The organism is Thalassoglobus sp. JC818, assembly GCF_040717535.1.
GTDB lineage: Bacteria > Planctomycetota > Planctomycetia > Planctomycetales > Planctomycetaceae > Thalassoglobus.
Genome location: NZ_JBFEFI010000007.1, coordinates 1 through 25,221 on the forward strand (window position 1 = coordinate 1; position 25,221 = coordinate 25,221).

General features: G+C 51.9%; 19 protein-coding genes. 12 read left to right on the forward strand and 7 right to left on the reverse strand.

Annotated elements, in window-relative coordinates; translation table 11 throughout:
• Nucleotides 1-617: 617 nt before the first annotated feature.
• The gene (locus AB1L42_RS17900; RefSeq protein WP_367059087.1) at nucleotides 618-1,031 is read left to right on the forward strand and encodes a hypothetical protein; all 414 of its coding nucleotides are present in this window, start codon (nucleotides 618-620) and stop codon (nucleotides 1,029-1,031) included.
• A gap of 183 nt (nucleotides 1,032-1,214) precedes the next feature.
• Here AB1L42_RS17900 and AB1L42_RS17905 read toward each other — a convergent pair whose 3' ends face one another.
• A complete protein-coding gene (locus tag AB1L42_RS17905) occupies nucleotides 1,215-1,970 on the reverse strand; it encodes a hypothetical protein (RefSeq protein WP_367059090.1) in 756 nt (251 codons plus the stop codon).
• Nucleotides 1,945-2,925: a DUF1559 domain-containing protein gene (locus AB1L42_RS17910; RefSeq protein ID WP_367059093.1), complete on the reverse strand. Its 981-nt coding sequence runs from the start codon at nucleotides 2,923-2,925 to the stop codon at nucleotides 1,945-1,947. Before AB1L42_RS17910 ends, AB1L42_RS17905 begins: the two co-directional genes overlap by 26 nt.
• Nucleotides 2,926-3,127: 202 nt before the next feature.
• Here AB1L42_RS17910 and AB1L42_RS17915 point away from each other — a divergent pair, with 202 nt between their 5' ends.
• The 4 genes from AB1L42_RS17915 to AB1L42_RS17930 all read left to right on the forward strand — a co-directional run bounded on the left by AB1L42_RS17915 (nucleotide 3,128) and on the right by AB1L42_RS17930 (nucleotide 5,930).
• Nucleotides 3,128-3,655: a hypothetical protein gene (locus AB1L42_RS17915; protein ID WP_367059096.1), complete on the forward strand. Its 528-nt coding sequence runs from the start codon at nucleotides 3,128-3,130 to the stop codon at nucleotides 3,653-3,655.
• A 340-nt stretch (nucleotides 3,656-3,995) separates the two neighbouring features.
• Entirely contained in the window at nucleotides 3,996-4,601 is a 606-nt protein-coding gene (locus AB1L42_RS17920; RefSeq protein ID WP_367059099.1) for a hypothetical protein, read from the forward strand.
• 53 nt (nucleotides 4,602-4,654) lie between these two features.
• Entirely contained in the window at nucleotides 4,655-4,930 is a 276-nt protein-coding gene (locus tag AB1L42_RS17925; protein WP_367059101.1) for a hypothetical protein, read from the forward strand.
• A gap of 277 nt (nucleotides 4,931-5,207) precedes the next feature.
• Nucleotides 5,208-5,930: a HEAT repeat domain-containing protein gene (locus AB1L42_RS17930; RefSeq protein WP_367059104.1), complete on the forward strand. Its 723-nt coding sequence runs from the start codon at nucleotides 5,208-5,210 to the stop codon at nucleotides 5,928-5,930.
• A gap of 149 nt (nucleotides 5,931-6,079) precedes the next feature.
• Here the strand turns inward: AB1L42_RS17930 and AB1L42_RS17935 are convergent, their stop codons facing one another.
• Nucleotides 6,080-7,624: a hypothetical protein gene (locus AB1L42_RS17935; protein WP_367059107.1), complete on the reverse strand. Its 1,545-nt coding sequence runs from the start codon at nucleotides 7,622-7,624 to the stop codon at nucleotides 6,080-6,082.
• Nucleotides 7,625-7,879: 255 nt separating this feature from the next.
• Here AB1L42_RS17935 and AB1L42_RS17940 point away from each other — a divergent pair, with 255 nt between their 5' ends.
• The 4 genes from AB1L42_RS17940 to AB1L42_RS17955 all read left to right on the forward strand — a co-directional run bounded on the left by AB1L42_RS17940 (nucleotide 7,880) and on the right by AB1L42_RS17955 (nucleotide 14,096).
• Nucleotides 7,880-11,344, forward strand: coding sequence for a PVC-type heme-binding CxxCH protein (locus tag AB1L42_RS17940; protein WP_367059110.1), 3,465 nt, complete (start codon nucleotides 7,880-7,882; stop codon nucleotides 11,342-11,344).
• Nucleotides 11,345-11,686: 342 nt separating this feature from the next.
• Nucleotides 11,687-12,925, forward strand: a complete 1,239-nt coding sequence (locus tag AB1L42_RS17945; RefSeq protein WP_367059113.1) for an aminotransferase class I/II-fold pyridoxal phosphate-dependent enzyme — start codon at nucleotides 11,687-11,689, stop codon at nucleotides 12,923-12,925.
• Nucleotides 12,922-13,311, forward strand: coding sequence for a hypothetical protein (locus AB1L42_RS17950; protein WP_367059116.1), 390 nt, complete (start codon nucleotides 12,922-12,924; stop codon nucleotides 13,309-13,311). The genes AB1L42_RS17945 and AB1L42_RS17950 overlap by 4 nt, the downstream gene beginning before the upstream one ends.
• A 95-nt stretch (nucleotides 13,312-13,406) precedes the next feature.
• On the forward strand, nucleotides 13,407-14,096 hold the full coding sequence (locus AB1L42_RS17955; RefSeq protein ID WP_367059119.1) for a DUF2461 domain-containing protein: 690 nt from the start codon (nucleotides 13,407-13,409) through the stop codon (nucleotides 14,094-14,096).
• Nucleotides 14,097-14,118: 22 nt separating this feature from the next.
• On the opposite strand, the gene AB1L42_RS17960 is transcribed toward AB1L42_RS17955, so the two are convergent.
• The 4 genes from AB1L42_RS17960 to AB1L42_RS17975 all read right to left on the reverse strand — a co-directional run bounded on the left by AB1L42_RS17960 (nucleotide 14,119) and on the right by AB1L42_RS17975 (nucleotide 20,710).
• A complete protein-coding gene (locus tag AB1L42_RS17960) occupies nucleotides 14,119-15,150 on the reverse strand; it encodes a hypothetical protein (RefSeq protein WP_367059122.1) in 1,032 nt (343 codons plus the stop codon).
• A 164-nt stretch (nucleotides 15,151-15,314) separates the two neighbouring features.
• On the reverse strand, nucleotides 15,315-16,337 hold the full coding sequence (locus AB1L42_RS17965) for an aldose epimerase family protein (protein ID WP_367059125.1): 1,023 nt from the start codon (nucleotides 16,335-16,337) through the stop codon (nucleotides 15,315-15,317).
• A 160-nt stretch (nucleotides 16,338-16,497) separates the two neighbouring features.
• On the reverse strand, nucleotides 16,498-18,378 hold the full coding sequence (locus tag AB1L42_RS17970) for a vWA domain-containing protein (protein WP_367059128.1): 1,881 nt from the start codon (nucleotides 18,376-18,378) through the stop codon (nucleotides 16,498-16,500).
• A gap of 466 nt (nucleotides 18,379-18,844) precedes the next feature.
• Complete coding sequence (locus AB1L42_RS17975) at nucleotides 18,845-20,710, reverse strand: vWA domain-containing protein (RefSeq protein WP_367059131.1); 1,866 nt, start codon at nucleotides 20,708-20,710, stop codon at nucleotides 18,845-18,847.
• Between the two features lie 482 nt (nucleotides 20,711-21,192).
• Between AB1L42_RS17975 and rpsO the strand changes: the two genes are divergently transcribed.
• From rpsO to AB1L42_RS17990, 3 genes are all read left to right on the forward strand, one after another.
• Nucleotides 21,193-21,462, forward strand: a complete 270-nt coding sequence (gene rpsO / locus AB1L42_RS17980) for a 30S ribosomal protein S15 (protein WP_367059134.1) — start codon at nucleotides 21,193-21,195, stop codon at nucleotides 21,460-21,462.
• A 724-nt stretch (nucleotides 21,463-22,186) separates the two neighbouring features.
• Nucleotides 22,187-24,388 carry a polyribonucleotide nucleotidyltransferase gene (locus AB1L42_RS17985; RefSeq protein WP_367059137.1) on the forward strand — a complete coding sequence of 734 codons (2,202 nt, stop codon included), beginning with the start codon at nucleotides 22,187-22,189 and terminating at the stop codon, nucleotides 24,386-24,388.
• Nucleotides 24,389-24,418: 30 nt separating this feature from the next.
• The gene (locus tag AB1L42_RS17990; protein ID WP_367059140.1) at nucleotides 24,419-25,159 is read left to right on the forward strand and encodes an ATP-binding protein; all 741 of its coding nucleotides are present in this window, start codon (nucleotides 24,419-24,421) and stop codon (nucleotides 25,157-25,159) included.
• The last annotated feature ends 62 nt before the right edge of the window (nucleotides 25,160-25,221 follow it).

Below are 25,221 nucleotides of genomic sequence, written 5' to 3' on the forward strand. Positions count from 1 at the left end.
GGAAGGTTTCGGCCTGCGTTCTTCGAAGTGACGTCAGTTTTACCGACGTTTTCGCCTTCTTCCAATGCAGAATCATTTTCCAGTCAGGCGAGTGGATGCGGAACTGATAACGTTAGTTTCGTTGAGAAGTTGCCAGTTGATTGATGGGAGAAGTTGTGCTGAGTCTTCCGAGCGATTGAGATGGAAAGCGATGGGATTGAGCCGGTCGTCGATTCTTTCACCAGATAGGCAGTAACGTAGGCTGGGTTGGCGAGGTGGCTGAAGTTCCACCCCGGATATTGCTCCAGCTTTGGGAAGACGTAAGAATCTCTTTCGAGTGTGACACGACGATGCTCACAATTCCAGACAGAGCTAAACTTGGAAGACGCATAACTCCCTCGCCCGTGGTGCGTGATCGAAGAGCGGATGACGAAGCACTGTCGCGGGAGGCTCAGGCTCTCAAGGACCGACCGGTCAGGTGTTCGGAGATTCCGTGAGTAGAACGACCACTGACAACAATGAAGGTACCATTAAACCTTCATTCATGATGCCGACTAACTACAAATTGTGAGGGCCGGCAAGACAATTCCATACCGGTACTGATACACCAACTCCTGGCATTTCAAGGTGCCTGTCGAATGACATTTACAAAAAGTGCTGTCATCCTCCGATTATTCAATGTACTTGCATGGTTGTTTGCGGGGGCTTTGTGTCTTCTTCTAGTGTTCATTAGTGTTGGATTCGCGTTCATACTCTATGAGCATTCAACCTGGAATGCGTCAATTGTTCGTGAAAGCAAGTCGCGCGGGGATGTTGTTGTGGCATTGCTCGAAGAGCATTATCGCCTGCATGGCCGGTTTCCTGATGCACTTGATGAATTGCACAACGAGAACAATATTCGCTATGAGCAACCAACTTCCGGCGTCAGGCAATGGCAGTATCGAGTAAAGAATGACGGAGATGATTTTGTGCTAACGTTCTCGGCCAATAAGGACAGGTATCCGATATGTTTTTACGACAGTGAAGTGAAAGAATGGTACGGAGATAGTTGATCGTGTGAATCGGAAGGACTGTCTGCTGTGGTCGGTAGGGTCTCACTGTGGCATCTTGCGCGCCCTCAGTAGCTGAAGGGTAGACACTTGCCCTTCGTCAGGAATTTGATTGAGAAAGCCTGTCCATGCAAGTGAGGGCGTGGCACTCGTGCATCTGTAGAGGAGGTTGTCTTCCCGTTCGGGTCAGAGGCTTGACCGTTCTTTCGATTCCACGACGTCCAGCGGAAGCTGCCTGATAACAATGCTTGTGACGTTTTTCGGAAGGTCGGGCGAGAATGAGTCGAGGCAAGGGAATGTGCGGAACTCGATCACATAAGAGCCAGGCGAGAAATGCGATCCGCTGACAAAAGTCCAATACGGAGAAACTTCCACCGGAAAGACCTGCTTGAGGAATGGAGCAGTCACTCGTTGGCCATCTTTCGTAACACTGGATTGTGGGCGAGTTCCAGACGATGAGACTTCCAGCGGTCCGCGATATCCTGCAGCGTCAGAACGGGGAAGAGGAGCTTTGACGATGGAACACATCGGGCGATCGTTTGTAAAGATGGGTTCAGGGCCAAAGTGGAGGGCGTCATCGCCGGTTGGGATTGAGTCCTTCGGGTAAATCGTCGCAAGACAGGCCCAGCGACGGGGGTCGGTAATGATTTCAGAATCGAGATTCTGGTCGGGTGCCAGTTGAACTTCAAGGACCAGGTAAACTCCCTCGTCTTGGGCTAATGTGATTCCCGTTGATAAATCTTCTTTGGAATCGACATCCCAGATTTTGGAGATCGTTTGAAGGGTTGTTCCAGGAGGGCTTTGATACTCGATGAGTGGAGTTGTCGGCGCGTTCGCCCCAGTGTTCTCAGGACGACATCCAATAATCATCGCTGCCAAGAGAGAAACCGTTGTGAACAGAGCGAGTGACTGTCGACTAAAATTGGTGTTGAAACGGTTCATTGTTGCTTCTTGTTCCCAAAGCCATCCAGACATCAAGATCGACCTGGTTTTGGATGAAATGCAAACTGCCATCGGCGAACAGCACGTTGACACCACCTCGATGAGAGCTTGAAGGAGGAAGAATGGTTTCTTCACTGCTGTAACCCCATCTGTTCGAACTGACTGCGTTGATGCACGCCGGATGGTTCGGCCCCAGTAAGTGGTTATATCCGCGATCAGCACCTGTGAGTGGTGCGTGCCCACCGTCCCAGTCACTCGGGACCGTTCGGTGATGCTGACACTGTTCGCGCATGGGGAGCTCTGCTCCGGGGGAGGGCTGTGGTTCGGAGATGAACCAGGCGTATCGACCAGTTTCCCGGGCCAGTGTCGTCGGAGTAGGTTCGGCGATAAGGTACCGTGTTCCCTCTCGATACCTGAGACGTTCCGACAGAGCAGCAGTCTGAGAAAGTCCATCCGTGATCGCACTGGCAGGCGTGTTCAGGCTGACAAAAGATTGATCGAGAAGGTTATACGAATTGAACTTCTGAAATCCGTTGTAGTGTTTGTGCTGGCCTGACTGCTCGCCGAACTTCGTTCCTTCATTCAAGCGATAGCTCGCAAGTTGCCCAAACTCAGCGATAATTGGCATGGTGTCGCTCGGACAGCTGAACTCTTGAACGACTTCAGGCGAGGACACACGGGAGTTGTTAATGAGAAAATCGTAATTCGCTTGATGGCCAAGATGAGGCAGAATTTGTTTGTAGACATCTCGATTTGTTGGAAATGCCCGGTGAGCCGATTCGACATTTGCGAAAGCGAGGCCGAGTTGCCGCATCCGATTCTGGCAACTCGACTTTCGCGAAGTCTCCCGGACATTCTGAACGGCCGGGAGAATGATCGCCATCAGAATTCCGAGAATCGCAATCACAACGAGAACTTCAACAAGGCTCACGCCAGCACGTTGCGATCGATCCATGACAACTGTTCCCTAAGATGCGTAATGCCGAAGCACGCCACCGAAGCGGCGTCTAGCTGGTGCCCTTTTGCTAATCTCAGATTCTCCTTTTCGATTTGAAGACTGTCAATACAATCGCCATATGCCACTGCTAGGTTGTCCAGCGTGGCACACGGCGCCCGTCGAGGTAACGAGATTCGGTACGACTGAAAAGGAGTTGAACATGGAAAAGGAGAGCGACCGTGTCGAGTTGGCGCAACAGGCAATAGATAAATGGCTTGACTCAAGCGGTTTCGTTTCTATCGAAGTCCTTCGGCAGAAACAGTGGCTGGCCCTACCTGTCCCAGATATCCTGAATCCAATGGAAGCCGAATGGTTGGTTGACGCTATCCATATACAGGGTGCCAGGGAAGTCGTTGGAATCGCTTTCGAATATGAAGGTAAGCCTGATGTTGCGACAATACAGGTCTCGCAAGATTCACTGTTGGCGTACAATGGCAGCAACAGTTGGCGGTTCGTAATGTTGACGTCAACCGACGAAACATTCCTATATTACAAAGACGAGGCGAACAGGTACTATTTGCTTTGTGGTAGCGAGGAATTCGTTTCTCATGCGTATCGATGCACTTTGAAAACTGCAAAGACAATGTACTTTGAAGAATGGGCTTACCTTGACCATCACAGTGAGGAGGAAAAGCGTTTCTTGACAGAGGTCTGGAATCGATATGTTGGCGAAAAGAGTGCCGGTTGAGCAAGGTTTCATCGCTTGAACACCGGCACCCCTGGCGGAGGCGGCTTTGGCTTTTTGCTCAAGCTCGTGCTGACCTTCGAATCCCGTGGCGACGGTTCAAAGTTCGATAGCCAAATGACGGCGTTCCTGCCATTGAGCCACCAGCATTCGCTGTCAAGCACGACATAATGAACGCATTGAATGACGCAAGATCGACTGAGTGAAATCACCAACATCCGAGTGGACATCCAGAGGCGGAGAACCCGAACTATGACCCAATTTTCAATTGGGGCAATCCAACATTCGGACCGAGGTTTCCGTCACCGACACCTGCAAATTAGTTTCAGAGTGTAATCGACCGGTGAGTGCGACAAGAGAGAAACAGTGGACTATCGGAGTAGTGCACTTGATTGTATGTCTTGTTGGTGGGGCATTTGTTGCAGTTGGCATTTTCATTGCACCGTTTATACGAGAGAATGCGATCGCGACACAGCTAAGAAACAAGCAGATCTGGCACGAACAATACTGGGGACCCCAAGACGGTTTTGGGCTCCCAGTGCATGGGATTTTATTCAAGCTGAAGGACTTTGCCCCAATTCAGCACGTAGCAGTATATAACCGAGTGAGTACTGATGTGCTTGAGTTATTGTCCGGATGTCGGAAGTTGAACCGGTTGTCACTCTGTGAAATGGCTGTCGGGGTCGAGGAAACTGAGAAGCTCGTGCTCGTTGATGCAGTTGTGATTATGTTCTATAAGTGCACGTTTGACGAATCTTTCGATGGCTTTGTTGAGGAAAGTAACTTTGATTATATCTGGTTTGTCGAATGTTCTCCGGATTTTCTTCCAAGGAAATTGGAGTTCGGAACCATCATACAAGAGGGTGTTGCAACCAATGGAGAAAAGATGTTGTTTTGGAAACGAAGTGATGCCGTAAGCAAAGTAAGGTCTGCTGAGCGGACCGAATAGTGCGCCTCTTTGCTTGGATCGGTTCGATCGCCACGCGCCTGAGGAAGAGAAGAATGATGGAGATTCTATTCTGGGAAGGTGAGTTGTTCGAAAAGGTTTTGGTGTTGATGGTCTTCTTTGTTCCTGTGTGTGTTATTTCTTTCGGTTTGCTCTTCGTTGAAGAGCGTGACACGACGAGCTTTGACAACTGGCGTTTGGGTGAAAAGGATCCTTTTCGGTTTGTCTTCTATGACTCCAATCGGAATATCAGACCCTGGGTTCGACCAGTTGCTCTTTTGGCTGGCAGTGCTTGTTTGACTGGAGCAATTTGGTTTACTGTTATGTATTAGATTCACGGTGCTGCGTCGTTCAGTTTGGAATTCAGGAAGTTTAATCCTCGCGGTTACCGGCCAAGAGTGTATGTTTGGCTGATTGAGTATTTGAAGAGGACTTGCTGCCCAGTTTCGCCATGACGAACGATGGTTGTTGTGAAGCGAGCTGTCCCCGATCCGTCGGACGCAATTCTGGAACGCACGCAGGAGACTGCGCGACCGTCGGGAATCGCAGGAGTCACAAGATATGTCCACTCTGTCAATCGAGAAGACTGCTGTAAGCATCGCTTGCGTCTTGGCAATTGTAGCTGCGGTTGTGTTCGTTCAGGTGCAGTCATCACCGTTAGTTCGTGTTCGCAGAGCTGTTGATAAACGAGATTTTCGTGCACTCAAGGAGTTCTTGGGGCATTCAGATGCTAACGTTCGTTTTTTTGCTGCGAATGGACTTGGCGAAGTTCATACACAAGAAGCCAAAGAGTTTCTAGTTCGATCGCTCTACAACGAGCGTGATGAATACGTACGAGTAACGATTGCGTCAAGTATTCTGAAGTCAAAACAAGCTGACGAAGTAGAAAAACAATCGGCGATAAAGACGATCCAGCGGCATCTGGATAGTTCAATGCCGGCAGTCCGAAGGCACGCAATTGATTGCTTGTGTTCAAATAGGGCGTTGGGGGAGTGGAGCATCGAGGACGAAGTGCGTAACGTTGTGCTTCGGATGTCTACTGATGATGAGTACGACCTTGTGAGAGCATCGGCCTTTAAATGTTCGGTGAGATTCTTAGAGGTGAAAGATCAGGCGAGTTTGATTCGGAAAGCCATCGCTGATCCAAGCGAAGTCGTTCGGTACGCTGCGTGGAACATTGTTTGGCACAAAAGTATTGACCCCGACTACGTACTTGAGGCGGATGTCGCCGAACCTGCGGAAGAGATTGCGGACACGAATTCGGATAGCAGCAGAATCAATGAATTGGTGAAGTCGATTCTAAGCAATCTACACCGACCCACGTCACACTGATTGACGCTGTTATGGTCCGACTTTGGATCGAAGTGTTGTGAGGGATTCAGCAACAACAGGGCTCTTCTCTATCCTCGTCGAGGGGACGGTAGCTTCACTGAAGTTGTCGCATCCTGACCTGCGGTTGCTTAATCAGATTCAGTGCTCAATCAGGGCGATTGCGAGTAGAGCCGGTAGCCGTTGGCTTCTTTGAGGAGGTTCCAGTCGTTAGCGGGGAGAAGGTCTGTTGGGTCTTCCGGGCGGAGGAGGATGAGGTCGATCGGATTGAGCCAGTCTTCGATTGGCTCACCGGATGCCCAGGCGAGGACCTGTTTCTTTCGCTCTGCAAAATCGGGAGTGTTGAACTTGTGCCCGAAGTAGGGGCGGACTGGGGTGAAGGTCGCGGAGAGGTAGCTGACGTCTTCGTCGGCACACAGGAAGACGCCTGTTGCTTCGTGTTCGTTGAGAGTTTCGAAGATGTCGCGAACAGGTGTCGGCAAGGAAAGTTGCGGTTCCGGATGTTGAGTTGAGTGGCCGATGAAGCAGATGTTGTCAAAGCAGGCGAGAGGAACAGCTACTGCGATGCAGATGACTCTGAGAAACATTGGTTGAATATGAAACATTGAGTTCGTCAACGACTGAATCACAGGCAGGCCGAGCAGGAAGAGCGGCATCCAGACATAACCGCGTGTGAAGTGCAGCGGTTGATGTGGAGTGATGAAGAGGTCGTGCTTGATCAGCAAGAACGAGATCAGGCCAGCGACGACGAAGAACCAAATCTCTGGAGTTCGAGTTCGCGGCTGAAACAGTAGTCTCGCTGCGGCCAGCGTGGCGACCGGGCCATAAGCCAGCAGCAGGACGATTGTCGGCACGCTCCAATTGAGTGTCCACGTCTCGCGCAGGTCTCGGTGTTCGGGGAACGACTCCAGAAACCCGAAGTAATAAGTCAGGAACATTCCGAGCACGACGGTGAGCGTCAATCCTCGGAAGAGAGCTTGTCGATCTTTCCAGATGAGCAGTTGGAAGAGATTCCAGCTTCCCATGACGAGAAGATGTTGCACGCCGCTGAACGGATGCGTCGCTGCGAGAGCAGTCACGAGCGCGACCGCTGTCCATTCCCGTCGTTGGATCACGCAGTACCAGGCGGCAGCGACGAACGCATGATAGAGGGCTTCTGTCGGGAGCAGGAGGTTTCTTCCCCAGGAGAAGAACCACCATCCGCCGCCGAGATCGAAGTTGAGGATGAGGTGAAAAGGGTGTTCGTGCGTAATGAAATTGATCACGACCTGCGCGATCGCAAGTGCTCCGCCTCCCCACATCGCCAGCAGGAAGATGAGCTTTTCGTGTTCGTGGTTCGTCAGAAGTGAGCGGACAATCAGAAGTGTGAACCAGCTAGTGATCAGTCCTGCAACGAGACCGATCGCACAGAAGGCAACTTCTGGCGGAATCCCGAGCTGAGTGATCGCTGTTCCGAGCACCCAGGGAAACCATTGAGCGTAAACGACCGGAGCTTCGGGCTGCGGATCGAAGGGGTTGGCGCCTGCGATTCCGTTTCCGTTTTCAAAAACTTCTCGCCCGTTCGCACTGTAGTACGGCATGTCGTACTGAATGAACCCAGTCGCTCCTTCCGATTGCATCCAATGCGCAGCATAGACCGAATAGAACGGCGCCACGGCCAGAAGGACGACGAGAATGTCTGCGACACGCTGTTTCATCGTGATGAGGGATTTCACAAACAAAGGGGACAACTGACGCTAACACCGAGAACGCTACTGTGATTGGGGTTGTCGGAGTTCGCGAGCCAGATGTCAGTCGTCGTGTATTGAAAGAGAGGCTTGTTCCTCTTGTCCCGGATGCAGCGACGGTGTAGCTGGCAGTTTTTCTGACGATGCGTCATGATGTTCAAAACGTATCGGTAAGCATTTGTCGGACATGATGAACCCCTTGGATTGAGCGAGAGACTGTTGTTGATGTTGTGTATTCGATTGCTTTTGGTTGTGTTGGTTGCCTTCGCTGGGTTTGACTGCATTCAGGCACAGGACTTCGGGCAGCAAGTTCGGGAGACTGACCCTCTCACTCCGGACGAGGAGCGCTTGCAGTTTTCCGTTCCGGAGGGATTCGAGGTTCAACTTTTCGCGAGTGAACCAGATATTCAGAAGCCCATGAATCTGGCATTCGATGCTCAAGGTCGATTGTGGATGTCAGGGTCGAACGACTACCCGTTCCCGAACTTTACAGAAGAGGCAACCGACAGCATCCGCGTTCTGGAAGACACTGACGGCGACGGACGTGCTGACAAGTTCACGACGTTTGTCGAAGGGATCACGATTCCGATCGGATTGTACCCGTACAAAGATGGTGTGATTGCATTCTCGATTCCGAACATCATGTTTTATCGAGACACCAATGGCGACGGAACATCCGACACCACTGAGGTTTTGTACGGACCCTTCGACTACTCGCGAGACACGCACGGCCTGAACAATGCGTTTCGTCGAGGACTCGATGGCTGGATGTATGCTTGCCACGGATTTAACAACCAATCATCTGTCACAGGCAGAGACGGGAACACTGTTTCCATGCAAAGTGGAAACACCTATCGATTTCGCATCGACGGTGAGCGCATTGAGCACTTAACTCATGGGCAAGTCAATCCATTCGGAATGGCTTTCGATGCGTGGGGAGACTTGTATTCCTCGGACTGTCACACAAAACCAGTGACTCTGCTACTCAAAGGCGGTTACTACGAGAGTTTTGGGAAGCCGCACGATGGGCTCGGCTACGTGCCAGCAGTCATGGATCACCTTCATGGTTCGACAGCCATCGCGGGACTCAGCATCTATACAGATGATGTTTACCCGGAGGAGTATCGAGACAATTTGTTCGTCGGAAATGTGATGACCAGCCGCATCCATCGAGATACGTTGGAGTACGACGGGTCGAGTCCGCAGGTGATTGAACAGGCAGACTTTCTTGTTTCGGCAGATCCCTGGTTTCGCCCGGTCGACATGCAGTGCGGACCCGATGGAGCGTTGTATATCGCGGACTTCTACAACCGAATTATCGGTCACTACGAGGTTCCGTTGGATCATCCCGGACGAGATCGTTTCCGAGGACGAATCTGGAAAGTGGTCCGGAAGGGTGAGACGGAAGGCAGCCAACGTCCGCAGAATCTGACAAAGTTGACGGCGACACAATTGATTCCATTGCTTGCTGATCCGAATGTGCCGTACGTCAGCCGCGTCGTCGAGCAACTTGTCGAACGATGTGGAAAAGAAGCTGTTCCGGAGTTGAAAGCGGCTCTCAAGAACTCAAACGACGCCAGACAAACGGTCGGACTTCTGTGGTCATTGGAACGACTCGGGGAATTGTCTGATCAGGAACTGGCTGCAGAAGGTGAAAACGAATCGAGTCTGGTACGAGTTCATTTGCAACGCATCCTAGGAGCGAGGAAGAATTGGTCGGCAGCTGATCAACAGCTTGCATCGAACGGACTGAGTGATTCGGACCCATTGGTTCGCCGCGCTAGTGCTCTCGCATTCGCCGATCACCCCGATACGAATGTGATTGCCAAGCTTCTTCAAGCCTATTCGCAAGCTTCGAGTGGTGACGTTCAATTAAAGCACGCGATCAAATTGGCTCTTAAGTCAACGTGTCAATTGCCCGGCGCATATGAGGTCGTGGCGGAATTGAATCCGGGAGATAAAGAAGTCGAGTTGCTGGCGTCTGTCAGTCTGGCTGTCCATTCGACGGACTCCGCCCGTTTTCTCCTTTCAGCGATCGATCAGGTGGAATTACCCGGTGGAGAGTTAGAGACCGTCGTACGGATGGCAGCCCGAACGCTGGAGAGTCAGGAGATTCCTCGGCTCGTCGAGTTGGCTCGCACTCGATATTCCATGGATGTCAATACCCAGCTTTCGCTGCTGCAAGCGATGGAAGAAGGTCTTCGCCAGCAGGGGGAGAACATTCCGGATGCAATGAGTTCGTGGGGACGCGATGTGATTGCTCGCGTCTTGGGCGAACGCGGGGCAGGGCTGTCCGACTGGCAGCAGTTGGCGAATGAAGGGTCGGCAGTCGGGAAATGGGATGTCGAACCGCGAACTCGTGAAGACGCTCAACACTCACAACTTTTCCTCAGCAGTCTTCCGGGAGGCGAGCAGGCTCGCGGCGTTCTAATGTCCAAGCCGTTCCCGATTCCGGAAACGCTATCGTTTTACGTCTGTGGTCATCTCGGATTTCCGAACGAGGGAAGGATCAATCACAATTTCGTCAGCCTGTCGGTGGAGGGGGAGGAGAATCCGGTACGGATTGCTTACGCCCCGCGAAACGATACAGCTCGTCGAGTTGACTGGGATCTCTCGGAGTTCGCTGGAAAGACCGGTGTCCTCAAGGTCGTCGATGGACTGGATTTGTCGGCCTATGCTTGGATTGCAATTGGTGAAATCAATCCACCTGTCGTTCAGCTTCCAACCCAAAGTCTGACTCAAGACCGGCAACGAGTCGTACTCGCAGCAAATCTCAGCGGACGGCTGGGGGCAGGAGAGTTCTTCGATCAATTCGGGCGAATTGCCATGAACCCGAACGAAGCTGGTGAGGTACGGTACGCTGCACTTACTCTCATCGCTGCCTCGCAATCCGGAGACATCCCGGTCGGGCTGCTGGCTGTTTTCGCAGAGCCGGATGTGTCAACGGTGCTTCTCAACTCAATCGCCGATGCTCTCTCAAGTCAGGATGAAGAAGCCCAGGTCGCGGTTCTGAAATCCCTGCCGCTGAGGCTGCAGACGACGTTCGCCCGCACGATGTCTCGTTCGTCGCAAGGAGCGACAAAACTCGCCGACTTGATTGACTTGGGTATGATTTCTCCGGAAGTTTTGAGATCGGACGTCGTGATTGCTCAAGTCAAAGGGACGGGAAGCTCGGAGATCATTAGTCGGCTGGAAGCGATTCGATCGAAACTCCCCGACGGAGGCGATTCAATTCTCGCGATGATCGAAGCTCGTCGCAGCAGCTTCAACGCACAGACAGCCTCAATTGCTGAAGGTGCGAAGGTCTTCGAAAAGAATTGTGCGACCTGCCACACCATCGATGGCAAAGGAAAACAGATCGGGCCGCAGCTCGACGGAATCGGAAATCGGGGGATGGAACGTCTTCTGGAAGACGTTCTAGCGCCAAACCGAAACATTGATGTGGCGTTCCGGACGCGGTTGTACGTCCTCGAGAACGGTCGCATCTACTCCGGACTGTTCCGACGAGAAGAAGGAAATGTCATCGTTCTGGCGAATCAAAAAGGAGAAGAGATTCAGTTCGACAAAAATCTGGTCGACGACGAAGCCATTTCTCCGATCTCGATCATGCCTGAAAACTGGGGCGAGCTGATTCCCGCCGAGGATTTCAACAATCTGTTGGCGTTCTTGCTCTCGCAGAAACAAAAGTAGTAGGCCTCGAATAAGGACTGCCGAACCAGCATGAGGCGAAACTTGTCTGCAACTTCGTCCGTGTTGTGCTGGCTGATTTTCGTAGAGAATTCGGCTCGTGGGGTGGTAGTCAGCAGACTCCTCCCCACCGATTCGAAACCGGATTGATGCAGCACTTGCTGGCCCGTAAAGCACATTAGAGATCCGAGAATGTTCAAAAACACGAAAGGTTTCTGAAGAACTCGATCTCGCCCAACCGAACTGATCCGGATAAGATCCCATTGTCCGGTCCGGTGCCGCCATCACACTGCGTGGTTTCTAGCGAAGCACTCGGTAAGTCCTCAGCTCTTTTTGATGAATGTCATGAGAAGCGAAACAGAAGTCCCAGTCAGCGACAATCCGTATTCCATTCCCGTTGCGGATCGACTGAAAAGATTGCCGCCGTATTTGTTCGGAAAGATCAACAAGGTCAAGTACGAAAAACGCGTCGCTGGCATCGATGTGATCGATCTCGGGATGGGAAATCCAACCGATCCGCCGGACCCGCTGATTCAGGAAAAACTGGCTCAGGCACTGCAGGACCCCAAAAATCACCGTTATTCGGTGTCGAACGGGATCGGGAATCTGCGTAGCGAAGTCGCAAAACGATACTGGAAGAAGTATGGAGTTCGCCTGAACCCCGACGATGAAATCATCGCCTGTATCGGTTCCAAAGAAGGCTACAGCCATATGTGCCTCGGTTTGATGGGACCGGGAGACACTGCCATTGTTCCGTCGCCGACATTTCCGATTCATATGTATTCGGTGATGCTCGCTGCCGGAAACGTGATCGCTCTCGATGTTCGTCAGCCAGACGTTTTTCTGCGCAACGTGGCATACACATGTGAACATCTTTATCCGAAACCGAAAGTGGTTGTGGTCAATTTCCCACACAACCCATCGTCGACGGTGATCGAGCAGGATTTTTACGTCGAACTTGTGAAACTCGCCAAGAAGTATGGCTTCATGGTGATCAGCGACTTCGCATACGCAGATATCTGTTTTGATGGATATTTCGCACCGAGTTTTCTTTCCACTCCGGGAGCGATTGACGTTGGTGTCGAACTGACCTCAATGAGCAAGAGCTACAGCATGGCTGGGTGGCGAATCGGGTTCTGTGCCGGGAATCGCGAAATGGTCCGGGCATTGGCGACGATCAAAGGTTATTACGACTACGGGATTTTTCAGGCAATTCAAATTGCGGCCATCGTCGCGATGCGACACTGCGATGCCGCTGTGGAAGGCATTGCGACTGAATACCAAGGTCGCCGCGATGCTCTGTGCGACGGACTTGAGCGTTTAGGCTGGGAGATCGATCGGCCGAAAGCAGGAATGTTCGTCTGGGCGAAGATTCCTGAGCCTTATGCCCAAATGGGGTCCATCGATTTCTCGATGAAACTCCTCGAAGAAGGCGGAGTCGCTGTCAGCCCGGGGCGTGGTTTCGGAGAAGACGGCGAGGGCTATTTGCGTCTGGCAATCGTCGAAAACACTCAGCGTTTGCGGCAAGCTGTCCGAGAAATCGGAAAGTGTGCCCCACTGGAAGCATCACGGGCTGCCTCATGACGAAGCCGGTTAAGAATGAACTCGATGAGTTGGTCCTCTTGTCGGGGCTGACAAGTCGAGTTGAACCCGTTTTGTTCGGGATCAATCTCGTCCTCACCATCCTTGCGTCGATTCTTGTTGTCCGGCAGCGAAATGCAATTCTGCCGGTGATGGAAGAATTCGACCTAGAGATTCCCGGGTTTGCGGAACTCGCGCTTAGCCCGGGGGCGGCAGCCATTCTGCCGGTGCTTGGAGTGGCCGGGATCGCGGTACACTTTTCGAAGCTTGCTCTGAAGTCAAAAGTCCGCCTACATTGGGCCCATTTCACGATCATTCTCGTGCTCACAGGGATCTTCGTCGGGACGACAATTCCGTTACTGACGAAATTGATTCAGCAGTTGGAGTAGGCAGTCTTCACGGTTGTTCTGCTGGGCAAACGCGAAATCTCATTCCTCAACCTTGTCGCTAAAGCCGAGTGCTTGAAATTCCATCAGGAGCCACGATGGGAACTTTCAATGGATTTCCGCCGTCAGTCTTTCAGTTTCTGGCGGAACTCGAAGCCAATAACGACAAAGACTGGTTCGACGCCAACCGCGATCGATACGAATCGGAAGTTCGCAGTCCAGCCTTGGAATACATCGCTGCGATGCAGGGGCCAATCGAAAAGATCTCAAGCCATTTTCGAGTCGAGCCCAAGAAGGTCGGCGGATCGTTGATGCGAGTCCATCGTGACACGCGTTTCTCGAAAGACAAAACTCCGTACAAAACAAATATCGGAATCCAATTTCGCCACGAAGCGGGCAAAGACGTCCACGCACCGGGGTTTTATCTGCACATCTCACCCGAAGAGTGTTTCGTTGCAGCGGGAGTCTGGCATCCCGCGGGAGAGGACCTCGCCGCGATTCGCAAGGCGATCATCAAGCATTCCAAGGACTGGAAGGCCGCAGTCAGCGACGCAAAATTCGTGAAGCGATTTGCACTGACCGGGGACTCCTTGAAGCGTTCACCTCGGGGCATCGATCCTGATCATCCGCTCATCGACGATCTGAAACGCAAAGATTTTATCGGGCTTTCAAACTTCGAACCGGGCCTTGTGACCTCACCGAAGTTTGTCAACGAAACAGCCAAGGCGTTTAAGTCGGCTGATCGTCTGATGGCATTTCTCTGCTCAGCACTCAGTATTAAATACTGACACGTTCTGAGTAGGTCAGCACTCATTGTTTTGGGGGGGAGCTTTCGCGAGCCGAAAGCTCATCGAGCTGAACGGTCCCCGTCGTCTTATTAATCCCGAGCGGCAAACCGTGAAGCTGGACTGCGGTTGCATTCAGGTTGAATTCACAGTTGACAGGTTTAAGTTCCAACAACCCCAACGGCACCCATTTGCCGCTTTCTTCGTCATACAACTCGCCTTCGGTCATCACATTGAATCCGTTGATACGGACGTTTCTCGTGGCTCGATCGCCTCGCTCCCAGGTGAGTGGAGCCATGTTGTAGCGATGCTCGGGATCGACTCCGCGAATCGTCAGATTTGAAATCGTGGCGTTGACGGCTTTCGATTCTCCGCCCCAGCCGAATTGCAGTGGTGCTCCGTTTCGGTGATGCTCGATAACGACGTTTTCAATCGTGATGTCGTTGTAGATTTTGATCCCATCATCTGCAGTGCTGATCAAGCTGTCTCGAATCGACGATCCCGCAGCTCCAGCGAATCCGTCGCTGTTGTTGTTGTCCCCACTTCGGCTGTCAACGAGTGTGCAGGCATCGACGTGAATGACTGCTTTGTTTGCATATCCAGAAATCAGATACCCGCGCGGATCGCGAACAGTCAGTCCTGAAACGCGAACCACAGCGTCTTCGATGACGCTGATCGCGCTGTACTTCCATTTGTCGTTCTCAGAGATCTTCTGCTTGGCCGTCCATGCCTCTTCCCTCGTACCGAAAATGACGGAGGTCTCTCGATTGCGTCCCACGATGTACAGCGGATTCTTAGGCGCACGGTATTTCACACGAAAACCACCTGTGAATTGGACATCCTCACCAATCACAATTCGTTGAACGCTCGCAGGCACGTTCCAGAAGAAACCTTCCTTACTGAGCGGCATTGAACCGCTTGAGTTGAAGGTCATTGTTCCCGATTCTTCTGCCCACTCAACTTGGCCGGAGTATTGTATCTCCGGTTGAGCGACGGCAGCCTGTCCGGGGATGATTAGAGTCAGGCAGAACAGAGCGATGAAGCGAAAAGTGCGCACGGAGTCACCTGAAAGTTACCGCTGTGAATGTAACGAGTCTGATCGCAGTTCAGCCGAGCGATTAGAGCATTTCTCGATTTGGTGTGCACACTCTCGCACGAACAAACACAGCCTTTGATCTTATGAAACAGAGCAAGCGAGTGCACAGGAAAGAGCAACTTGCTCTAGGAAATTCCGAATCGGTGGACCGTTGTCTGGCGATAGGTTTCATCAGGGCGAAGTGTGGTCGTGCCGAATTCGGATTCGAATTCCGGATGATTGGGAGTGTCCGGAAGATGTTGGGACTCAAGGCAGAAACTCGTGTGCTGTTCCCAACCCGCACTCGCTTGTGTTCCGTCAAAGTGGTTCGCAGTGTAGAGCTGAATTCCCGGTTCCGTCGTCAGAACTTCCATCGTTCTTCCAGAAGCAGGATCTGACGCAATTGCCGCCGTCCGAAGTGATCCGTCTGCTCCGCTGATGAGGAAACAGGAATCGTATCCGCCGTCCGTTTCAGCGAGATCTTTACCGATCGGCTTGGGCGTGCGGAAGTCCCAGGGTGTGCCAGCAACATCAAGAATTGTTCCGGTGGGGAGAACGTCGGAGTCGTTTTCCAAAACCCGGTCTGCTGAGATTTGCAGGAGTTGATCGTCGATGCGCCCGGCACCGGCGAGATTCCAATACGTATGGTTGGTCAGGTTTAAGACGGTCGGAGCATCCGTCGTCGCAGAGTAATTGAGGATGAGTTCGCGACCTTTCAACTGGTAAGTCAGCTCGACGGTCAATTCTCCCGGGTAACCTTCATCACCATCCGGACTCACGAGTCGAAACGTGACTGACTCTCGACTCGGCGACAGTAGCTGCCAAATTTTGTGTGCGAAGGAAACTTCACCGCCGTGAAGATGGTTGGGGCCGTTGTTGATCGCGAGATTGTATTTCGAGCCGTCGAGTTCGAATTCCCCTCGAGCGATTCGATTCGCGAATCTTCCCGCTGTCGCTCCCAAGAACGACGGATTCGTGAGATAATCTTCTCGCTCCTGTGCAGTGACGACGATGTTCTTCCATTCGCCTGTTCGATCAGGAGATTCCAGAGAAACGAGCGAAGCACCTGCGTTCGTTACGACAGCACGGATGTACTCATTTTGCAGTGTGAGACCGCCATAAGAAGCTCCGTCGGCTGTGTCTCCCCAAGTCGTCCAGTTGTCTGGCATGCGTCTCTTCCGGTCTCAGATCATCAACAATTCAGTTGAGAGGTCACGTTCACAGTACATTGAAATAGCCTTCGCGGTTGCACGCAAGCAACCCGAGAGGAAACTATTTCCAACAGTACTGGCGAACGCCCATGCGAGTCCAGAGGAACGACCGAACGGTTTAGAACTTCGGAATTCGTTTGTTGCGATAGGCTTCGTCGTAGTAGCGAGGATCCCAGAATCGCTCTTCAAAGGTGATTCCAAAGCCCCACCGCTTTTCTGCACTGGCACGAACTGCCCACGGAGTTCCGGGGTGTTCTTTGATGACCACATCGTAGAGAGCGAGTGCCTGTTCGCGCTGAGAGTTGAGTTCGGTCATATCGACCTTGGTCCGGCGAATTTGTTCTTCGTCCGGTTCAAGCAATTTCTGTGTGTGCTCGAAGTACCACTCGTTGGATTTCGGGTCCTTCAGTTTCGGGCGAAGTCTCGAGTGTTGATCGAGCGCCAAGAGGAATTGAAACTGGCGGACGCGGTAAGACATCAACTGGGCGTAAAGAAGATCGTAAGCCGCTCGCCAGCGTGGTTCGCGTTCTTCTGCGCGCATCGGGGCGATCCGTTCGACTTCTTTCAGGGCAGCACTCACACGCGACATCGCACGGAGAGTTTTGTCGAACTGCTCTTTCCCCTGAGCATCGAACTCAGCCGGCTCAATCGAATACCCCCAGCGTTTGATGTTGAGCTGCTTATCGAGGTTCGGGTTCAGCATGACAATCACTTGCCACAATGTGTCGCGAAATTCGGATGACTTTCGAGACTGCTCATAGTCACGACGTGCCAGAAGGAGTGGTTCATATTCCTTCATGGCCAAATCGTCGAACTTTCGATCCGTCCAGGCGAGGCGTCCGGCGAGGTCTTGTTCTTCGCCTGACAGCATGAAGAAGATTCCGCCTGATTTCTTCGCAAGGCGCACCTGTCCGTACGGACCGAATCCGCTCGATTGAGAATCCCAGCGATCACCGAATCCTGTGTACTGGAGGCATTCCGGAAATGCGGTTTCCGGACCGCGATCGATCGAAACCCAGTGGGTGAGGTTCGGCGGTTCTGGATCTTTCCAGCGAACCCGAGCTTTGGGATGACCGAAGACCGCTTCGCGTCCGAGGAAGTAGACTGGTGAGCGAATCGTTTCTGACTTGCTGATCACTTCCTCGAGAATTTGATCGTCTGTCCCCGACTCATCGGTGACGACGATGATCATCAGTTTTCGGTCAGAGTTCAGGGCTGTCTTCCCGTACTCGTCGAGAACTCTTGAAATGGCGCTGAATGGATTTTCAATTCCTGAAGGATCATCTTCAACGCGATCAATTGCCTTCTTGATCTCTTCGATTTCGCTCGTTGGTTTCTGCGTCAATTTTCGAATATCGCTTCCGAAGCTGCAAACCATTGTCTCCAGCGGGGAATATCGGACTTTCCTCGACTCCGCCTGATTTTTGGCGATGTTGAGTTCGTCGTAGATCTTGTGGAAGTTCTCGCGAATCTCTTTGCGATCGTCTTGCAAGCTGTTGGAAGCATCGAACATCCAGACAGCGATCACCGGTTGCTCGCGCATCATCCGGATAATTTCCTGAGTGAGGCGATGCATGGCCGCCCCGTATCCTTCGACTCTCGCTCCAACTTCGCCGGAGACTTCGCCTTCGCCCAGATCGACAGCGATTTCTCCAAGTCCCGGCAAGCTGATGTCAGAAATCGCAGTGACTTTGATGTCTGGATCTTTGAGTGCTTCGGACTGCTCAATTTTCGTTTGAGCGGCGGGTTGAGCAGCTGCGGCACCGATGTTGGTCGAGATCGTTCCACCTGACTGCACAGACAAGCTTTCGGAGACTTGTGTGTCGACGCTGACATCCTGTTCGAACTCTTGCTGCAAACGTTCGTCTTCGATGATTGTTTCGACAGCGACAACGTCGAGATCTTTGATGATCTGAAACCGATAGAAGCCCATCGCACCGAGAACGGCGAAGTGGACGATCAAGGAAATAAGGAGCGCGGGAATATTTTTGGAGATCATGTTCGGATCGATGTCCTTACGTGATGTGGCGAAATGTCGGGCGATCACCTTCTTGAATTGTCGACAGACAGGTGATTACCGGAATGAGTCCGATGAAAGAGCATGTCGCTCTTCAATTCCTACCTTAGTGGCAGCAAGAACTGCAGGTTCGACTACCGGTTTGGACTCTGTTCAAAGTCTCAATCAATGAAAATGAATATGTGTGCAAAATCATATGCCATGAACTGGTAACGATCTATGCGCGATTTTGCATTGATCAGAATTGCTGATCGCTTTGAAATGGATGGCGTCAGGATTCGTCTGATCGCGACGATTGTGATGCGACGACGGAGACTGGTGAAAGTCCGTCCCCTCTGTTCACAAACAGTTCGCAGCGATGATCACAGACAACGTCTGCCGCGGCATTGAATTGTCAATCCGTGAGATTTGATTGGGGGGAGCGGTCTCAAACAGGCAAACACTCGACTTAGAGTTTAGGTTTGTCTCGTGGCTTCGAAGCTTTCTTACGTTCCATTTGCCGGCGTTCCTCGTCAGCCAGAAGCAGTCGAGCAACTTCTTCATCACTTGCACGTGTCACACCGTCAGATCCGGGAATCGGTTGGCTGAATTCGTTCCAACTCCATCCGAGCTTTGAACTGAGTTCACGTTCTGCAAGCAGTGCCCAGGGAGTCCCGGGATGATCGTCGATCACGCGTTTCAGATACTCTTGAGCCGTGGCGGCAGCTTTTCGCATTTCCGGACCAGACAAGATGTCGTCGGCTGGCACAAGTCGCCACATATTGCTGTCGTCTTTTTCGAACGACTTCGGAGAGACCTTCATGTTAGCGAGCATCTGGTTGTATCCGAAGTACCGGACACGCATGGCCAGAATACGTCCCATCGCGAGGTCGAATGCAGCTTGCCAGCGTGATTCGCGAATCTTGTCGCGATCATCTTTGCCAGCACTGAGCGCTTCGTAGAAGCGACGAAGTTTGTAGTCAATCTCCGCGACCGGCTTTTGGGCTTCGCCGATGTCGGTTCGCAGAATGTTGTCGTTGTAAGCTCTGAAGGTCAGTTCCGGCACAGGCAAGTCGTCGTCGTATGTCATTTGCGCGACGGTAACGAGCGAAGCTTTCGCGGCATTCTTTTTGACTTCATCCGCCTGCAGTCTCACAGGGCGATAGTCCGGTGAGTATTCACGCATAATGGCCGGATCGAACGTTGGTCCGCGGCTTTCCTGAGTGATGAGGAACATCCCCCCGGTTTCAGCACACAGACGCGTTAAAGCGTATGGCCCGTAGCTGGCGGACATCTGTTTGATTCGCCAGTCACTCTGGCTTCCAATGAACGGAAGCTGAACTCCATCCGGGAAAGCGCTTTCTGGTCCCTGATCGACTTGCAGGTACTCCACAAATCCATCGTCGTAGGTCCACTTCACGTAGCCCTTCTGCTGCCCGAAGATCGCTGCGTTTCCAATGGTGAAGAAACGGGTCTGGGATCGCTTGGCCAGTGAGATGACTTCTTCGAGGTATTGAGGAGCGTCATCTCCGCGTTCGTCAGTGACGATAAAGACGAGCTTGTTCCACGGGCCTTTGTGCTTGTGCCAGTTTCGATACTTTTCGAGGAGCAATTTCGCAGTGCCAAAGACATTTTCTACGCCAGATTTGTCTTCCTGGATTTTCTCGCGAACGGTCGTGCTGAGTTCCTTAATGTCCTGAAGAGGCTCAGGTGTCAGCAGCTGTGGAGTGTTTCCGTATGCAGCGACCACGGAGTAGAGGGCGTCGGTCGAACCCATTTCGCCAACTTGTCGATAGACGTTGTCAAAGCGATCGGCAATCGCAGATCGACGCTCGTTCAACGAGCTGGAGGCATCGAACAGCCAGATGACAAGCGTCTTCCGGTCTCGAAGCGAACTGCGAATCTCGAAAGCAATCCGGTCCATCGCCCCTTCGACACCGCGTTCAATCTTTTCGCTGGAACCTTTAACATCGACGGACGCTGAAATGTCTCCCTGTTGTTCGATGACCATCGAATCGGTCAGGGGACGAATCTGTGGGTTGAGGATTTCTTCGACCTGTTCGTCGAGCGGGGTATCTTCTTTCCCGACGACTGTCGCTGCGCTGAGCGATTGTGTTAGCGAAGATGCGTCGCCTTCGGTCCCGACTTGATCCATTGCGGTTTCGGTGAAGCGAAGTTCTTCCTCATGAGCCGAATCGTCGACGATACTCGTAATGCTTGTCTTGTCGAATTCCGCAGGGCGGTGATAGACGACAAAATGGAAGATCGCCAGAATCGACAAGTTAATGACGAGGCTGATGCCCCAAGCCGGCATGTCCTTCATCGCTTGTGTCATTTCAAGTCCCTGTCGATTCAAAGAAGCCTGTCGAGTCCATAAAACAACGAAGATCGAGCCGCTCGCCTTGTTGATCCAAAGTTGAAATAGGCAACAGGTTTGCGGTCGAAATCGATCAATTCAGTATAGGTCGCATTCGGACATCAATCAAATTGGATCGGTCAGAGTGCAAAGAGATTCGGTGTCGTGATTTACAGCGAGCAGACGCCGTTTTCGAGTGTGTATTCAAATCTAGCAATCTCGGTTACTTTCGTACCTCGGAAAAACTGCGAACGTTCGAAGAAAAAGTGGAGGAATTCTGATTCGAAGCCGCAAACCACTTCTGAATTCGTCGGATTCTTAACCAATTTCGAGACGTAACTTCGTGTCGTCAGTTGAATTGGACAGTGAACCTGTTACATTCCACGGCTTGTCAAAACGGAAAGTTTATCTGGTTAGGATTGTCGCTCCGGCGATATGTGGACGGCTGAGGAGCCGAATGGATGTCAATTACGAAAGAACGTAAGTCTGAATTAGTCAACGAGTTTCAGCAATCAGGCGACGATACTGGTTCGCCCGATGTTCAAATTGCCGTGTTGACTGAACGGATTAACTCACTGACGGAACACCTTCGTTCCCATCAGAAAGATCATGCTGGCCGTCGAGGGTTGTTGATGCTTGTCAGCCGCCGTCGCCGATTGTTGGATTACGTGAAAGAGAAAGATCCAGCCCGCTACGTTGAGTTGATCACGAAGCTCGAGATTCGAAAGTAGTCGATTGTTGTCGAATCTCGCTTCCCGAGTGTTGGTCGTTGCTGGTGGCCGAAGTGGCTCGAAGAGGTTCTGTCGACAAGATTTAATGTGCCTTGGTCCGCCCGGAAGACATTTCGTTCGAGATGAATCGTTCCAGTCAGGCGGACGCGGTGCAGCAAAGCATTGTTAAGATCAACAAGTTGTTGTTGGGTTGAGCAATGCGAGATTTTCAGAGAGTGTGAGCTTGTCAGTAGTTCGGTCACGTTGAAGTTGGAAGTTGTGATCAAATTCGAGCTCTGGGCCCCAAGTCGGGGAGGCCTTCTGGAATCAGGTGATATTGGACAGGATGTGAAGTCTCAGCGGATTTCTCCCGCTGTCCATCTGGGCTTTTGTAAGTGGAATGAATCTGTGGAGAGCTGAAGTCGTCGGGCGTTGCAATTTGCTCAGCTGCAATTGCTTTCGATCGTCAGCCGCAAGTCTCAGTTCGCACAAGAGTCTTCGAAAAAAGAACGAAAACGGAGTTGTTCAACGCGAATTGAGATGTCTTCTATGAGTTGCGGGTTGCTCTTCGGTTCAACCATCACTCAGCCGGTTTCAAGCGAACCGTGATCAAGAAGAGATTCGAAATTGGTGATGGTGTGATCGCTGAAGTTTGTGGAATTCGTGACATCGATTTCCCAATTGTTAGCCGGTTCACCGAAAGCGTTGGATTTTGTTGTTGGTTGTTAGAAAAGAGGTTTGGTAGATGAGTCAAGAATTCGAAGTGTCACGTGAGATTGCCGGTCGAACTCTCAGTCTTTCGACTGGAAAACTTGCGAAGCAGGCCAGTGGATCGATCCTTCTGAAATACGGGGAAACATCACTCTTTATTGCGTCCCAGACAGGTCCCTCACGGCCAGGCACCGATTTCTTTCCTCTGACTGTCGATTATCGTGAACGATTTGCAGCTGCCGGGAAATTCCCCGGAGGATTCCTGAAACGCGAAGGTCGTCCGACCCAACGCGAAATTCTGACCTGCCGTCTGACTGACCGTCCACTTCGACCACTGTTCCCGAAAAATTTTCGGGACGAAGTTCAGGTCATGATTAACGTCATGTCTTCCGACGGAGAGAACGACCCGGATGTCTGGGCGATTACTGGCGGAAGTGCAGCCCTGATGGTTGCTCCATTGCCATTCCAGGGGCCAATTGGCGGAGTTCGTGTTGGACTGATTGACGATGAGTTCGTGCTCTTCCCAACAGTTGAACAAATGGCGGAAAGCGAACTCGATCTCGTCATGGCGGGAAGCAAAGAGTCAGTGTTGATGATCGAAGGATTTGGAAATCAAATCCCGGAAGATCAAATGGTCGACGCACTCATGTTTGGCCACAAAGCGATCATCGAGATCTGTGAGCTTCAGGACGAACTCGTCGAAGCTGCCGGAATCGAGCCTTTCGAATACGAAGAACCAGCAGAGAATCCTTGGATTTCCATCGTTCAGGAAGAAGCTGGCGAGAAGATCAAAGAGGCTCGTCAGAGCACCAAAAAGCAGGAACGTTCAGAAGCGACCAAAGCCGTTCGCGATGAACTGATCGAAAAGCACTTCCCGGATGGACTCGAAGAACTCGAAGATGGCCGGACACTCGGCGATCTGAAAGAAGCTTTCTATCAAGTCGACAAGAAAGCATGTCGACAGCTGACCATCGCCGGTAAACGACTTGATGGTCGAGCAACGGATGAGTTGCGACACATCGAATGCGAAGTCGATTTGCTCCCAATCGTCCACGGTTCCTCATTGTTCACCCGCGGAGAAACTCAATCTCTGGCGACAGTCGTTCTCGGAACGGTTCGCGACGAACAACGGGTCGACGGCTTGTTCGACGAAATTAGCCAGAACTTCTATCTGCACTACAACTTCCCGTCATTCTCTGTCGGTGAAGTTCGCCCGATTCGTGGTCCAGGCCGACGTGAAATCGGACACGGTGCATTGGCCGAACGTTCAGTTGCTCCAGTCCTGCCAAGCCGCGAAGTCTTCCCATACACGATTCGAATTATCTCGGACATTCTCGAATCGAACGGAAGTAGCTCAATGGCTTCCGTGTGTAGTGCGACACTCGGTTTGATGGCAGCCGGTGTTCCGATTTCTCAACCCGTTGCGGGTATCTCGATCGGAATCGTCAAAGAAGGTGACGACTACACGATTCTGACGGACATCATGGGTGATGAAGATCACTTCGGCGACATGGACTTCAAAGTCGCTGGATCACAAAAAGGCATCACCGGGATTCAGCTCGATCTCAAGATTGACGGAATCAACGAAGAAATCATCCGTAAAGCACTGACTCAGGCTCGTGAAGCCCGCCGCGAATTGTTGCGGACGATGTTGATGACGATTCGTCGACCTCGCCCAGAACTTCCAGATTCTGCTCCACGCATTCTCTCGACCAAGATCAATCCAGAGAAAATTGGTCTGGTCATCGGACCATCAGGCAAAACGATTCGTGCGATCCAGGAAGAGTCCGGAGCACAGATCGACATCACGGATGACGGCACAATCACAATCTCTGGAGATTCCAAAGACGTTTGTGCATCCGCTTTGGCTCGCATCGAAGCCATCACCGAAGAGATCAAGGTGGGACGGGTTTACTCTGGAAAAGTCAGCTCGATCAAAGACTTTGGTGCCTTCGTCGAAATTGCTCCTGGCAAAGACGGTCTGCTGCACATCAGCGAACTCTCCGATGGCTTCGTGAAGTCTGTTGGTGACGTCGTCAAGATCGGGGAACTGATCGAAGTCAAAGTCATCGCTGTGGACGATCAGAACCGCGTCAAGCTGTCTCGCAAAGCTGTTCTGATTGAACAGAAGGGCGAAGAAGACGACGATGACGAAGTCGAAGAGGATGATGATCTCGTCGATGTCGATGAAGACGACGACGATGATGACGATCTCTACGATGACGAAGAGGAATAGGTCGCCGCAGTAGTTCACTCGGTGTGAGTTATGGTCGAATCTGATGCATCTGGCTCGAACGGGCGTCGCTCGTTCGAGCAGCAATTTACCGAGATTGCGACGCTCGCTGGCGGTCTTGCGCATGAGATTCGAAATCCACTCTCCACTATCCAGATGAACCTCGAACTCCTGTTCGAGGATCTGGAAGTGAGTGACACTCCCCAGTCGAAACGCACGTTGAAGCGCCTTCGGACAATTCAGGGGCAGTGCGAAAATCTGGAAGGCATTCTCGAATCCTTTCTGCAATTCGCTCGGGCGGGGCAACTTCATTTGGAAGAGGCCAAACTCAACGATGTCGTGACCAAATTTCTCGAGTTCTATCAGGCCGAAGCGGATGAGCATCAAATCGATGTTCGTCCGCATCTGCGGGCAAATCTGCCTCCGGTCTGTTTGGACACTCGCTTGTTCAATCAAGTGCTGACGAATCTGGTTAAGAACGCACAGCAAGCGATGCCAGAAGGGGGAGCACTCGAATTTCAGACGAGTTGCGAAGGCGATAGTGTCGTTCTCGACATCATCGACACCGGAGTCGGAATCTCAAAAGAGGCCTGTGACAAGGTCTTCGACATATTCTTCTCGACCAAACCGAGCGGGAACGGATTGGGTTTGCCGACTGCACGAAAAATCATCGAAGCTCACGGTGGGGCCATTCGCTGTGAAAGTGAACCGGGGCGGGGAACCAAATTTCGGTTAACGCTGCCTGCAGCTGAATCGAACGATGTGCCTTCGTAATACTGCTCCAGCTCAACAAGAAGCAGTTCAATCACTTCAGCATTGAGCGGAGTTAAGTTGCG